Source organism: Lysinibacillus piscis, assembly GCF_026012395.1.
Taxonomy (GTDB): domain Bacteria; phylum Bacillota; class Bacilli; order Bacillales_A; family Planococcaceae; genus Lysinibacillus; species Lysinibacillus piscis.
The window spans coordinates 185,554-198,667 of record NZ_BRZA01000001.1; the positions used below are offsets into that span (position 1 = coordinate 185,554).

Below are 13,114 nucleotides of genomic sequence, written 5' to 3' on the forward strand. Positions count from 1 at the left end.
TGCAAAAATCGATTAATAAAAAGACGCCTTTGCCTATATTAAGCAAAAAGCGTACAACTGATTTACACCGAATACAAGCGACGTATTAGCTGTTCTTACGATAAAAGAATGTATCTTCGACCTCAAATTGATAACGGGATGGATTGAAAATTTGCTCTGTAGAACCAACAAATAGCACTCCATCTTTGCGTAAAGCTTTACTAAAATTCAAATAAATTTGATCCTTTGCTTCCTCTGTAAAGTAAATCATCACATTTCGACAAACGATTAAATCATAATTCGAATCATACTGGTCTTTTAATAAATTATGCTTTTTAAATGTCACACAACGCTTAATTTCGTCTTTCACACGATAGAAGGAACCTTCTTGTTCAAAATATTTATCCTTAATATCCTTTGGTACTTCTGCTAAAGAACGCTCTGGATACACACCATGCTTCGCCTTTTGAATCACATTTTCATCTAAATCTGTGGCAATAATTTGAATTTGTGATAATGGGACTAATTGTGCTAATACCATGACTAATGAATACGGCTCTTCTCCTGTGGAACATGCAGCACTCCATACTTTTAAACGTTTATTTGTTTGCAATAATTTAGGAAAGATTTTTTGTTGTAATACTTCCCAACGCTTCCCATTGCGATAAAATTCCGATACATTAATCGTCATGCGATCTAAAAATTCATTCATCAAATCACGATCTTGCTCTAACGCTTTCAAAAATTCTACAAAATTGCGGTAGCCTTTTTTTTCATAGAGAGATGTTAAACGTCGTTTCATCTGTGCTTCTTTATACAGTGCTAAATCAATTCCTGTCTTACGTTTAATGCCTTCGATAAATTGTTCATAATCAGACATACCGTCATCCCCCTCTTTCCTATGCGTAGTACCATTATAGCGGAAAAATACCATTCTCGAAATAGTATTTCCTGTGCAATCTTACTCACTTATGACTGTTTTGCTTTTTCTTCTAACAATAACACTTTAGAGTGCTCTAATTCTAAGCGCATTTTCTCTGTTTCTGCTGTATACGTTTCTAAGCGAAGTCGTTCCAGCTCTGCTTCTTTTTCAAGCATCTTGATTTTTAATTTTTGCTGTGTTGTATTAGCCGATGTTAAAATTGCTGTTAATGGTATCGATACGCCAGCCATAATAGCAACAATCGCTATAAACATACCCATGTTCTCCATCTCCTTATCCATTTGTTATGCTTAATCAAACATTCTATTGTTTATTATCTATCTTTAAGTGTCACCGATAGCGTACAAAAAAGCAACCCCAATGATACTTGAGGTTGCCTAGTTATCTATTCGTCAATTAAACTAAATCTTCACCGAAGAATAAGCTAATTTCACGCTCTGCAGATGCAAGAGAATCTGAACCGTGGATGATGTTGTGAGAAACAGTTGTTGCATAGTCACCACGGATTGTGCCTGGATTAGACTCTTCAGGCTTTGTTGCACCCATCATTGTGCGAGCTAATTTAATCACATTTTCGCCTTCCCATACCATAGCAAATACAGGACCAGATGTAATGAAGTCCACTAATTCACCAAAGAATGGACGCTCTGAATGCTCTGCATAATGTTTTTCTGCTAATTCTTTTGGAATTACCATTAATTTAGCGCCTTTCATTGTGAAACCGCGACGTTCAAAACGATCAACGATATCTCCTACTACTTGACGTTCAACGCCATCTGGTTTAACCATTAAAAAAGTTTTTTCGATTGCCATGCTTAAAACACTCCTTCAATTTGACTAACAGGTTTTACACCTACCGCTAAATAGTAACAAAAAACTTGCATGAGTACAACAAAAAGCTAGAATTTACGTTTGCCCATAAACAATGCTACATCACGTAATTTTTTCTTAATCGGATGCTTCGGCAATGCTTCGATTTCTTTTAAAGCTTTTTTTAAATAATGGTCACTCATACGGTTTGCTTGTTGAATAGCACTCGATTGTCGCACATACTCCAGCATTTGTTGACGCTCTGTTTCCAGCAATGTACCCGCAAAGACTTTTGCTAAGTAAGGCTGCATCATTGGGTCATCCTTTAACAACAAAATAGGCAGTGTAATATTCCCCTGTAGCAAATCGCTACCTGCTGGCTTTCCTAGCTCTTTATCTGTCGCCACAATATCTAATACATCATCAATGATTTGAAAGCTCATCCCAACAAAATAACCAAAACGCTTCAAATGACGTGTTGTTTTTTCATCAACACCTGCTGCCACTGCTCCTAACTCACAGCTAGAAGAAATCAATAAAGCCGTTTTGCGTTTAATGCGTCTAAAATAATCCTTCAATCCTTGCTCTAATCGGAATTTATCTTCAATTTGAATGACTTCACCATTACAAATTTCCACCATTGTCCGTGCTAAAATTTGATGGATGCGCAGGTCATCAAACTTTGTCATATATTCCAGTGCACGTGCAAAAATAAAATCACCCGTGTACATTGCTACTCGGTTATTCCATTGTGATTTGACTGTTGGACGTCCTCTACGCATATCAGAATCATCAATAACATCATCATGTACAAGTGATGCCATATGAATCAGCTCTACGGGCACAGCAACATCCTTCATCTTCTGAATATCGTAATCCCCAAACTTTGCACCAAGCAAGACAAAAATCGGGCGTATCCGTTTTCCACCTGCTTGCAATAGATGCAAAGAAGCGTCATTGATTAAATAAGAGGAAGAGTTTAATGCTTGCTCCAGCTCTCGCTCAATGATGTCAATATCTGATTTCAAATCGGAATAGAGTAGTTTTAGTCTCATCTTTTCCACATGTGAAAACCTGCCCTTACCCCGTATTAACAGCCTGTAAGCCCCCCACTAAAGCATCGGGCAAAACCAAAGTAGATTCACTTAGGAGGACTAACAAACTGTAAAAACCCGATTGGTTCAACTAACACTCATGTGAGTGAAGTTTCACTGTATCTAACGTACCTTTTTAAAACCTATATGCCTTGCCGCAGCACCACCACTATATGCTTTATACGTTACTTTTTCTAAACCTGCCTGCGCAAACATTGCCGCTAACTTTTTCATACCTGGGAAATCATTTGCCGATTCTTGTAGCCAAGAATATTCTTTATAGCTTTTCGCAAATATTTTACCAAATATCGGCATTATATATTTAAAATAAAAACGGAATAATTGTCGATACCCTGGAATTTCAGATTGGGATGTTTCTAAACAAACCACCATACCGCCTGGCTTCACGACACGATTCATTTCTTTTAACACTTGTAAATAGTCAGGTACATTACGCAGACCAAAACCAATCGTCACATAATCAAACGTATTATCAGGGAAAGGTAATTCCATCGCATTGCCATGAACAAGTTCAATTTGTGGATAAGGCTTCACTTTATCCTCGCCCACTTTCAGCATATTTTTACTGAAATCTAATCCTTTCACTTCACCTGTCTCGCCAACTGCCTTTGCTAATGCAATCGTCCAATCAGCCGTTCCACAGCATACATCCAATGCTTTTGATCCAGGCTTTACCGCCATATGTTTCATCGTATCATTACGCCAGCCAACATGTAATTGGAAGCTAATAACGCCATTCATTTTGTCATAGTTATCCGAAATACTTTCAAATACTTCATGAACATGTTGCTCTTTCGTTTTAGCCATTTTGAAAACCTCTCTCTTATCCGTTAGTAGAAGCGACGGACACCTCTACATGTGCATATAGAGCTTGCTTGATGTCATCCTGTAAAAAGGTTGCTTGATGAATCAGTTGTACGAGCTCTGCTTTCAACTGCACTATTTTTTCTTGTATCACGTGATTGTAAGTACCATTTGCTTGTTGAATACTGCCTTCTAATACTTGGCTCATTAAAGAGACCTGACCAAGCTGATAGGTCGACCATTCTCTTTCTAAACGTAGCAATAGCAGGCTTTTTTCAACAATTGGCATATAGTGTTCAAACGCATAAAGCTCAAAAAATTGGGCAATTAAGTGAGACTCGATACAACTTATAGAGCCAAACCATTGTGCCACAGATTGTGTTTCTGCTTCATACACTTTTATTTGATGTTCACAGCGTTTGGCAATGCCCTGTGACAAATTGCGAATTAATCCGATATTTCCCGACATTGCTAAAACCTCATAATAACGGCCACTATAAAAATCACCTGCTAACACCGTTAACTGTTGCTCTTTCGATGTAGCATCCTGTTCTTTAATATGGTCATGTGCTGCTAAGGCTGCATAAACGATACCAACCGTAATCGCTGCCTCTCTTTGCTCTTGTTGCCACTGTTCGCCATTCAAAAAAGGGACTAGTAAATAAAACAAATGATTTTCATCTAGCACAGGATCACCTGTATATTTTTGCAAAGTTCTATGACGAACATCCATGAAAATCTCTGTTTTGAACTGCGCAATTGAATTTTGAATGTATGTTGCATTCATAGACCTTTCTCCATTTCACTTTCAAATACTTGCGTTATCCTTGTCCTATTACGCTTGCTTACTGAGCTATTATAGCATATACACGAAGCGTCATAACAAAATTTTGTGCGAGTCTGTAAATCCTATCCGACTACCATTCACGACTCGCCCATCTTTTGATTATTTATTTTTCGTCTCACTTTGAATAACGCCGTGTGCTGTATGAATTTGGGCTTTCCCACGAATCTTCATAGCCGATGTATGCTCTGTAAATTGGGCAATCATCACTTCTCCTGCATCCAATTTTTCTGAATGGTGGAATTTTGTATCTGTTCCACGTGTTAAGCCAATGACATGTACGCCATCTTCCTCAGCTTGAATAACAATATAGTCTTGTGACATTTTTTGCACACTCCTTAAATCCGAAAAACTCTTTTTTCATCATACCACACTTGAACAGACAACTTAAGTCATTTGAATAAATGACAATACTTCTCGACGCTTCACTTCATCCGCCTCATAAACACCACGCGCCACTGATGTCACGGTTTTCGCTCCTGGCTTCTTCAGCCCACGCATCGTCATACACATATGCTCTGCTTCAATCACCACATATACGCCTTTTGGTGCAAGCATTTCCATAATCGTATCTGCAACAGAGGATGTAATGCGCTCCTGTAATTGTGGACGGCGTGCAATTGTTTCAACTGCACGTCCTAGCTTGCTAAGCCCCGCTACAACGCCGTCTTTTGGTATGTATGCTACATGTGCTTTCCCGTAAAATGGCACTAAATGATGTTCACACATCGAATAAAACGGAATATCTTTCACCAATACAAGCTCTTCATGATCTTCATGGAATACCGTTTTAAAATAATCTTTCGCATCCTCATGCAAACCACTGAACATTTCTGCATACATTTTGGCTACACGTTTCGGCGTGTCCAATAAACCTTCACGATTCACATCTTCGCCTACTGCCTCCAAAATCATTTTTACGGCTTCTTCTATTTTCAATAAATCAACATTCGACATAAATAAACCTCCTGCATTTCAAAACATTCTTTATGAATCGTAGCATATCCACATCATAAGCGCAAAATGAACCTTGTTTCATCACTAAAAAGGACAGCCTCCATGCTTATTTACATGAAGGCTGTCCTATGTAACTGCCTAGACGTGTATTATTTCACAGCGTCTTTAAGCGCTTTACCTGGTTTGAAAGCAGGTACCTTGCTAGCAGCGATTTCGATTTCTTTACCAGTTTGTGGGTTACGACCTTTACGAGCCGCACGTTCACGTACTTCAAAGTTACCAAAACCGATTAATTGTACTTTGTCACCCTTTGCAAGAGCATCTTGAATTGTATCAAATACAGCTTCAACTGCTTTAGAAGCGTCCTTTTTAGAAAGACCTGCAGCTTCAGCAACAGAGTTTACTAATTCTGTTTTATTCACACCATTCACCTCCTCTCAAAGGGTCATGAACTAATCTTTAACTTCCGTATTGAATCGGAAATACTGTAAAAAGAGTAACACATAGAAAACCGCTACGCAACTGTATTTCTTCATGATTATAACCAAAAAATATGATTTTCACGTAAAAAACAAAAATAACAGGACTTTTCGCATAGATACGATAAGCCCTGTACTATTTTTTTGTGCTATAAAATAAACGTAACGAGTCCTCGGTCACCTTCATTTACCATACGTTCAATTGTTTGACGCATTCGTTTTTTTGCTGTAATTGGAACAGCATCCATTTTATAACGTATACCCTCTTTTAACACTTCATGTAACGGTGTACCAAATAATTGTGTATTCCATAGCGCATCACGGTCATGTAAATAAGCATGGTTCAAATCTTTCAACAATTGTTGACTATGGAATTCCGAGCCAATTAATGGCGAAAATTCCGATTCCATATCCACTCGAATAATATGATAAGATGGTGCTTTTGCCTTCATACGCACACCGAAAAAGTTATTTTGCTTAATGAGCTCTGGCGCTGTCGGTTCAAACTCCTGCATCATCGGCAATGTCACACCATAGCCTGTCGTATCGGCATCTTGAATCGCACTTTTAAAGCGTTTTTGTGCTTCTTTCGCTTCTGCTGCCTCTTTAATGAACAATAGCCAATCCCGCTTCGTCTCAATCGGCTCTTCTAACCATTCATTGCAAACAGCTTTATAAAGCTCACCCTGTAAGGATACACGGATAACCGCCGTTCCCACACCTGCATCAACATGGACAACCTCACTTTGATCGATAAAATCAATCGCTTTAAATGCATCTGACGCTTGCTGTACATCTCGAATTTTCATGACAGAAGATAATACTTCCTCCATCGAATCAATCAATGCCACGTTTAATGGATGTGAGGCATCTAATACATCCAACCAATCAGGCTTCTCCACCTCAATTGTTCGAATAGGAAATTCAAATAATGCCTCTTGTAAAATATATTGAATATCAGATGCACGCATTTGATCAATGGACATCGCAATCACTGGCACATTATAGCGTTCAAATAATTCATTGCGAAGCTGCACGGTTTCTTCTCGTGCTGGCATTTGGCAATTGAGGACAACGACAAATGGTTTACCAATCTCCGTCAATTGTCTAACAATTTCACTTTCTGCCTTTTCCGCTGCATGTCGACTAATACCATTAACCGTGCCATCTGTTGTCACGACAATGCCGATATTCGCATGATCTCGAATAACTTTATCTGTACCAATTTTAGCTGCTTCTTGGAATGGAATCGGATCTGTGTGCCAAGGTGTATGCACATATTTCGGCCCATTTTCATCTTCGTAGCCTTTCGTGCCTTCAATGACATAGCCCACACAGTCTGCTAAACGAATCTGAAATGTCATATCATCCTCACCGACGGCAATTCGTGTTGCTTGTGCAGGCACAAACTTCGGCTCAGCAGTCATAATAACCGATCCTGGTGAACTTTGTGGCAATTCATCTTGTGCACGCATTCTTTCTGCTTCATCCACAATATTTGGTAACACAACCGATTCCATTACTTTTTTTACGAATGTTGATTTCCCAACACGTACTGGCCCTACAACCCCAATATAAACATCGCCATTTGTGCGCTCTGCAATTTCTTTAAATACTGCTTCACTCAAGGTTTCTGCCTCCTTTATCTACGCTTTTTCACTATATGCGAATCACTCCACAAATATGAAAAGCCCCTTACACATTACGTGTAAGAGACTACGCTTTACTCTTTTTTAGCTTCAGCCTTCTTTTTTTCCATATCTTTTAAGTACGCATCCATGAAATAGGTTGGTTCCCCTTTTTCATCGACTGTATATGGAATAGAATAAGCAGGTACAACAGGATACTTATCTACTAATAATTGACGAATATCGGTATCCGCCTCAATCGTTGGTTTATCTGTTTCTAATAATTGCCCTAAATCGATGGAATAATCCACATGCATCTCCCCATCACCTGTCATAAAAATCGGCAATTCTACACCTGAATAAGGACTTTTTACGGTTACAGCTGTTTTATAACCTAATTTTTCGAAATCAATTTGGTAAACATTATCAGCAATTGCTCCTTTGATTGGCAAATATTGCGTAGACATTTTCCGAATCATAATTTCTCTCATACGTTCTGCCGCATTTAAGTCCACTAGCTTCACTTTTGCCTCATTTTCAGGGTCCCAAATGATATATTGATAGATGCCACCTTTTTCATAGGCATTACTAGGAATTTGCGTTAAATACTTTGGCATTAATTTCTCAAAATCAATTAAATATTTAATATAAATATCTGTATCTAATTCACTGTTTTTAATTGGTACTAATCCACCTGTTGCTGCACGGTACTCATCTACAGCACGTTGAACCGCCGCTAATTGATCCACATCAGGTGTGACCTTCATGCGCTTTTCATCCTCTGGATACGCACAGCCAACTAATACCATTGTCATTACGATTACCATTACACAAGCAATTAATTTTTTCATTTACTACACCTCATTATTTCTATGCTGGCCATGTGGCAACAATTAACACCATTAAAAATGTTCCCAGCCCAAACAATATGTATGCACATAAATTAATTATCGTACGCAAAAACGTATTTTTTATTTTATGACGAGCTAAAAAAATTAAACTAGCCGAGATAATCATTGAGCCAATGCAATAAAAAGATACCCACATTACATCCAGTGCAGGCATATGCGCTAACGGACCCATCCTTCACAACCACCTTTCTTTCAAATCGCAAGACAATCAACCTCTATTATACTATGTGCTTTTGCGAAAAAGAAATAGCTCCCCTATAACTATCACGAAATCGACACGCTTTACCTTTCTCTCGTGACATAAAAGAAGGTATTTCAGCATTTGTACCGAAACACCTTCCATATTTATCTCATATCGTCAATCTCTCGCTTTTTCATGCGCATCATTAACGCATCTACCGCTACTTTTGGCTCTACATCATCGAATAAGACACTGTACAATTCAGTAGAGATTGGCATCGCCACATTATACTTCTGTGCTAACTGATACGCCGCCTTTGTTGTACGAACACCCTCTACAACCATACCCATTTGATCAAGCACCTGCTGTAATTTCATGCCTTGCCCTAATAGATGCCCCGCTCGCCAATTACGAGAATGAACACTTGTGCATGTCACGATTAAATCGCCCATTCCAGTCAATCCTGCGAAAGTAAAAGGGTTACCTCCCATTTTCACACCCAAACGAGTAATTTCTGCTAAGCCGCGTGTAATTAATGCTGCTTTTGCATTATCACCATATGTTAGGCCATCCGTAATACCTGCTGCTAAAGCAATGACATTTTTCAATGCGCCACCAATTTCTACGCCAATCACATCTTCATTTGTATAAACCCGGAAAAATTGATTCATAAATAAATCTTGCACCTTTTCCGCGGCATCAATATTGGCACAGGCTGCTGTGACAGTCGTTGGATGATGCAGCACAACTTCTTCTGCATGGCTCGGTCCAGATAACACAACAATGTCCTCTACATACTCAACTGGTACACTCTCAGCCAAAATTTCTGAGATACGTTTTAATGAGTCAGGCTCAATCCCTTTTGACACATGTACAAATAACATTTTTTGCTGAAGATGTGGCACAAGTTTCGCACAAACCTCTCGAATTGCCTTCGTTGGCACAGCCACAATGATTGTTGTTGCATGTATTGCTGCTTGTGTAATATCACTAGTTGCACTTAAATTTGTTGGCAATACTGTTTCGGGTAAATATTTTTTATTCGTATGCAGTGTACGGATTTCCTCCGCTTGTTCTTCACGATGCGTCCATAAAAGTGTATCATGTCCATTTTCAGCCAGCACCATTGCAAGGGCTGTCCCCCATGAACCAGCACCTAATACACAAACCTTCTCCATTCTAAATCCTCCTTTGTTTAACTCAGCACGATACTGATTAAGCAAATTTGTCAAAATACGCCATCCAACAGCACTAGTTGGATTGGCGTATAGATGAGTACATTAAGCACGCGCACGCGCAATTAAGCGAATTGGCGTTCCTTCAAAATCAAATGTTTCACGAATTCGATTTTCTAAGAAACGTTCATATGAAAAGTGCATTAGTTCTGGCTCATTCACAAACACCACAAATGTTGGCGGTTGGATGGCAACTTGTGTCGTGTAGTATAAACGCAAACGTCGACCTTTATCCGCAGGTGCTGGATTACGTGCCACTGCATCTTCAATGACTTCATTTAAAATAGAAGATTGAATACGCATCGCATGGTTTTCGCTCACACGTTGGATAATCGGTAAAATTTGATGTACACGTTGCTTTGTATTAGCAGACACAAAAATAATTGGTGCATAATCTAAAAATAAGAAGTGCTCACGAATTTGCTGTGTAAAGACATTCATCGTTTTATCATTTTTCTCAATCGCATCCCATTTGTTGACAACAATGATAACGCCTTTTCCTGCTTCATGTGCATAGCCAGCAATTTTTTTATCCTGCTCTTGAATGCCTTCCTCAGCATTAAGCACAACTAATACAACGTCAGAGCGTTCAATGGCACGCAATGCACGTAATACAGAATATTTCTCTGTCGTTTCATAGACTTTTCCTTTTTTTCGCATACCTGCCGTATCAATAATGACATACTCCTGCTCGTCATATGTATACGGTGTATCAATAGCATCACGTGTTGTCCCAGCCACATCACTCACAATAACACGATCTTGTCCTAAAAAGGCATTGACTAATGATGATTTCCCTACATTGGGGCGACCAATTAAAGAAAATTTAATAACGTCCTCACCATAGGCCTCTTCATCATCTTTCGGGAAATGTTTCGCACATTCATCTAGTACATCCCCTAAGCCTAAACCATGTGATCCTGAAATCGGCCAAGGCTCACCAAAACCTAAAGCATAAAAATCATAAATCATCTCTCGCATATCTGGATTATCAATTTTGTTGACAGCTAACACGATTGGTTTTTTCGTTTTGTATAAAATTTTTGCTACTTGCTCATCCGCAGCTATCACACCTTCACGACCATTTGTCATAAAAATAATGACATCTGCCTCATCAATCGCAATTTCTGCTTGTTGGCGAATTTGCTCTAAAAACGGCTCATCCCCAATTTCGATGCCGCCTGTATCAATAATATTAAAATCGTGTGTTAACCATTCTGCCGAACTATAAATACGGTCACGTGTAACACCTGGAATATCTTCCACAATCGATACACGTTCTCCCACAATACGATTAAATATCGTGGATTTCCCTACGTTCGGACGACCTACGATGGCGATTACTGGTTTTGTCATCTATATTTTCATCCTTCCACTTACTATCTCTCTCGCTATTATACACGAATTTTTTCATTATATCATATAATGTGTTGCCTATAACATCTTTCTCACTTAGGCTTGATACCATTTATCGTTAAAAGAGAGTCGCAATGCTTGTCCCATTACTATACCAAATTGGATAAATCCGCTTCCTCTTGCAGTAATAATATTGCCATCTTGGACTACTAGGTCATTCATATAATGACTACCTTCAAAAACCCCCAACACCTCACGTTGCTCTTGTGTCAAGCCAACCGTATATTTTTTATCTTTTAGCAAACCTGCTTTTGCTAAAAGATAAGGAGAGCTTGAAATACTAGCAATCAACGCTTGTTGCTCGGCTATACGTTGAATCCATGTCAAGACATGTTGCTCATGCTGTAAAACACCAATATCCATACACCCTGGCAACAATAAACTATCAATTTCTTCATCCTTCAGTTGATGGATTGTCGTATCCGCTAAACAAGTCAGACCTGATTCTCCTCGGATAAGTGTATCAGACAAGCCAACCGTCACAATCGGCTTCGCTCCTTGCATTAAAATCGATAAGGCAACAGATAATTCATATTCACTAAACTGCGGATATAATAGTACGGCTGTTTTCTTCATTTTATTCACCTCTCCTTGCCAAAAAGGGAGCTGTCGAAAATTTAGACAGCTCCCACATCCTGCTTATTTTTTTGTAAAGTTTTTCAATTGATCACCAATCACATCGCCGAATGAGAAGCCTGTGTTTTCTTCTGGCAATTCATAATCCACTACTTCTTCCGCTTGTGGATTTTCAAGTAAATCTTTAATGCTTAATGCTAAACGACCTTCTTCGGCATTTATATCAAGCACCTTCACTTGCACTTCTTGCCCTTCTTTTAATGCTTCATGTGGCGTATTAATATGTTTATGGGCGATTTGTGAAATATGCACTAGCCCTTCCACACCCGGGAATACTTCCACAAATGCTCCAAATGATGTCAAACGTTTGACAGTGCCATCTAATACCGTGCCTTTTGCTGCACGCTCTTCGATATTCGACCAAGGACCAGGGATTGTTTCTTTAATGGACAATGAAATACGTTCATTGTCTAAATCAACAGAAAGCACCTTTACCTTCACGACTTGTCCTTCAGCTAACACCTCGCTGACATCACTAACATGCTCATGTGATACTTGTGAAATATGCACAAGACCATCAATACCACCAAGATCTACAAACGCACCAAATGCTGCAAGACGTTGCACTTTTCCTTCCAATACATCGCCAGCATGAATATCATTAATGACTTGTTGCTTTTGTGAAATTTTTTCCGCTTCGACTACAGCACGGTGTGATAAAATAACACGATTTTTTTCTTTATCAAGTTCTACAATTTTAAATGTTAATGTTTTACCTTTATAATCCTCAAAATCATCTACAAAGTAATCTTCCACAAGTGATGCTGGCACAAAGCCACGCACGCCTAGGTCTACAACAAGACCACCCTTCACAACATCCTTTACTTCGGCTTCAAAAATTTCACCTGCTGTAAATTGTTGCTCCAGTTTATCCCACGCTTTTAAAGCATCCACTTTGCGTTTTGATAATACATAGTTTTCTTCTTCCACTTTTGTAATCATCAATTCTAATTCATCGCCAATCGAGATGATATCAGACGCTTTTTCAATGTGTAAGCTAGATAACTCACTGATTGGTACAACACCATCAAATGGTGCACCTGAAATTGATACCGTAACAGCCTTTTCATCCACTTGCTCTGCAACACCTTTGACGATATCACCTTCGTTAAATGTTTGTTCTGTATAGCTCAGTTCTTCAGACATATGTAACCCTCCTTCGCATCTTCCCTTACT

Annotated in this window: 16 protein-coding genes; all 16 read right to left on the bottom strand. The window is 38.9% G+C overall.

The features are described 5' to 3' along the window. Positions 1–85: 85 nt before the first annotated feature. On the bottom strand, positions 86–859 hold the full coding sequence (locus tag OPF91_RS00970; RefSeq protein WP_264986802.1) for a CheR family methyltransferase: 774 nt from the start codon (positions 857–859) through the stop codon (positions 86–88). A gap of 89 nt (positions 860–948) precedes the next feature. Beyond that, positions 949–1,182 carry a hypothetical protein gene (locus OPF91_RS00975; protein ID WP_264986803.1) on the bottom strand — a complete coding sequence of 78 codons (234 nt, stop codon included), beginning with the start codon at positions 1,180–1,182 and terminating at the stop codon, positions 949–951. A 136-nt stretch (positions 1,183–1,318) separates the two neighbouring features. Continuing rightward, complete coding sequence (ndk, locus tag OPF91_RS00980; protein ID WP_264986804.1) at positions 1,319–1,735, bottom strand: nucleoside-diphosphate kinase; 417 nt, start codon at positions 1,733–1,735, stop codon at positions 1,319–1,321. A gap of 86 nt (positions 1,736–1,821) precedes the next feature. Further along, on the bottom strand, positions 1,822–2,796 hold the full coding sequence (gene hepT, locus OPF91_RS00985; protein WP_264986805.1) for a heptaprenyl diphosphate synthase component II: 975 nt from the start codon (positions 2,794–2,796) through the stop codon (positions 1,822–1,824). 153 nt (positions 2,797–2,949) lie between these two features. Further along, positions 2,950–3,654 carry a demethylmenaquinone methyltransferase gene (locus OPF91_RS00990; RefSeq protein ID WP_264986806.1) on the bottom strand — a complete coding sequence of 235 codons (705 nt, stop codon included), beginning with the start codon at positions 3,652–3,654 and terminating at the stop codon, positions 2,950–2,952. Between the two features lie 16 nt (positions 3,655–3,670). Beyond that, entirely contained in the window at positions 3,671–4,438 is a 768-nt protein-coding gene (locus tag OPF91_RS00995; RefSeq protein ID WP_264986807.1) for a heptaprenyl diphosphate synthase component 1, read from the bottom strand. Positions 4,439–4,597: 159 nt separating this feature from the next. Continuing rightward, positions 4,598–4,819, bottom strand: a complete 222-nt coding sequence (gene mtrB, locus OPF91_RS01000) for a trp RNA-binding attenuation protein MtrB (protein ID WP_264986808.1) — start codon at positions 4,817–4,819, stop codon at positions 4,598–4,600. Between the two features lie 63 nt (positions 4,820–4,882). Next, complete coding sequence (gene folE, locus OPF91_RS01005) at positions 4,883–5,452, bottom strand: GTP cyclohydrolase I FolE (RefSeq protein WP_264986809.1); 570 nt, start codon at positions 5,450–5,452, stop codon at positions 4,883–4,885. 149 nt (positions 5,453–5,601) lie between these two features. Beyond that, positions 5,602–5,874: a non-specific DNA-binding protein Hbs gene (gene hbs / locus OPF91_RS01010; RefSeq protein WP_004232618.1), complete on the bottom strand. Its 273-nt coding sequence runs from the start codon at positions 5,872–5,874 to the stop codon at positions 5,602–5,604. Positions 5,875–6,080: 206 nt separating this feature from the next. Further along, positions 6,081–7,559: a stage IV sporulation protein A gene (spoIVA, locus tag OPF91_RS01015; protein WP_264986812.1), complete on the bottom strand. Its 1,479-nt coding sequence runs from the start codon at positions 7,557–7,559 to the stop codon at positions 6,081–6,083. Between the two features lie 95 nt (positions 7,560–7,654). After that, the gene (locus OPF91_RS01020) at positions 7,655–8,410 is read right to left on the bottom strand and encodes a YphF family lipoprotein (protein WP_264986813.1); all 756 of its coding nucleotides are present in this window, start codon (positions 8,408–8,410) and stop codon (positions 7,655–7,657) included. A 19-nt stretch (positions 8,411–8,429) separates the two neighbouring features. Continuing rightward, complete coding sequence (locus OPF91_RS01025) at positions 8,430–8,642, bottom strand: DUF2768 domain-containing protein (protein WP_264986814.1); 213 nt, start codon at positions 8,640–8,642, stop codon at positions 8,430–8,432. Positions 8,643–8,815: 173 nt separating this feature from the next. Next, positions 8,816–9,829 carry an NAD(P)H-dependent glycerol-3-phosphate dehydrogenase gene (locus OPF91_RS01030; RefSeq protein WP_264986815.1) on the bottom strand — a complete coding sequence of 338 codons (1,014 nt, stop codon included), beginning with the start codon at positions 9,827–9,829 and terminating at the stop codon, positions 8,816–8,818. A 102-nt stretch (positions 9,830–9,931) separates the two neighbouring features. Further along, the gene (gene der, locus OPF91_RS01035) at positions 9,932–11,242 is read right to left on the bottom strand and encodes a ribosome biogenesis GTPase Der (RefSeq protein WP_264986816.1); all 1,311 of its coding nucleotides are present in this window, start codon (positions 11,240–11,242) and stop codon (positions 9,932–9,934) included. 96 nt (positions 11,243–11,338) lie between these two features. After that, positions 11,339–11,878 carry a DJ-1/PfpI family protein gene (locus OPF91_RS01040; RefSeq protein ID WP_264986817.1) on the bottom strand — a complete coding sequence of 180 codons (540 nt, stop codon included), beginning with the start codon at positions 11,876–11,878 and terminating at the stop codon, positions 11,339–11,341. A 63-nt stretch (positions 11,879–11,941) separates the two neighbouring features. Further along, the gene (gene rpsA / locus OPF91_RS01045; protein ID WP_264986818.1) at positions 11,942–13,084 is read right to left on the bottom strand and encodes a 30S ribosomal protein S1; all 1,143 of its coding nucleotides are present in this window, start codon (positions 13,082–13,084) and stop codon (positions 11,942–11,944) included. Positions 13,085–13,114: the final 30 nt, after the last annotated feature.

Coding starts and splice junctions, on each gene's coding strand:
- OPF91_RS00970 (WP_264986802.1), bottom strand. CDS start 859: ATGTCTGATTATGAACAATTTATCGAAGGCATTAAACGTAAGACAGGA.
- OPF91_RS00975 (WP_264986803.1), bottom strand. CDS start 1,182: ATGGGTATGTTTATAGCGATTGTTGCTATTATGGCTGGCGTATCGATA.
- ndk (WP_264986804.1), bottom strand. CDS start 1,735: ATGGCAATCGAAAAAACTTTTTTAATGGTTAAACCAGATGGCGTTGAA.
- OPF91_RS00990 (WP_264986806.1), bottom strand. CDS start 3,654: ATGGCTAAAACGAAAGAGCAACATGTTCATGAAGTATTTGAAAGTATT.
- OPF91_RS00995 (WP_264986807.1), bottom strand. CDS start 4,438: ATGAATGCAACATACATTCAAAATTCAATTGCGCAGTTCAAAACAGAG.
- mtrB (WP_264986808.1), bottom strand. CDS start 4,819: ATGTCACAAGACTATATTGTTATTCAAGCTGAGGAAGATGGCGTACAT.
- folE (WP_264986809.1), bottom strand. CDS start 5,452: ATGTCGAATGTTGATTTATTGAAAATAGAAGAAGCCGTAAAAATGATT.
- OPF91_RS01020 (WP_264986813.1), bottom strand. CDS start 8,410: ATGAAAAAATTAATTGCTTGTGTAATGGTAATCGTAATGACAATGGTA.
- OPF91_RS01025 (WP_264986814.1), bottom strand. CDS start 8,642: ATGGGTCCGTTAGCGCATATGCCTGCACTGGATGTAATGTGGGTATCT.
- OPF91_RS01030 (WP_264986815.1), bottom strand. CDS start 9,829: ATGGAGAAGGTTTGTGTATTAGGTGCTGGTTCATGGGGGACAGCCCTT.
- der (WP_264986816.1), bottom strand. CDS start 11,242: ATGACAAAACCAGTAATCGCCATCGTAGGTCGTCCGAACGTAGGGAAA.
- OPF91_RS01040 (WP_264986817.1), bottom strand. CDS start 11,878: ATGAAGAAAACAGCCGTACTATTATATCCGCAGTTTAGTGAATATGAA.
- rpsA (WP_264986818.1), bottom strand. CDS start 13,084: ATGTCTGAAGAACTGAGCTATACAGAACAAACATTTAACGAAGGTGAT.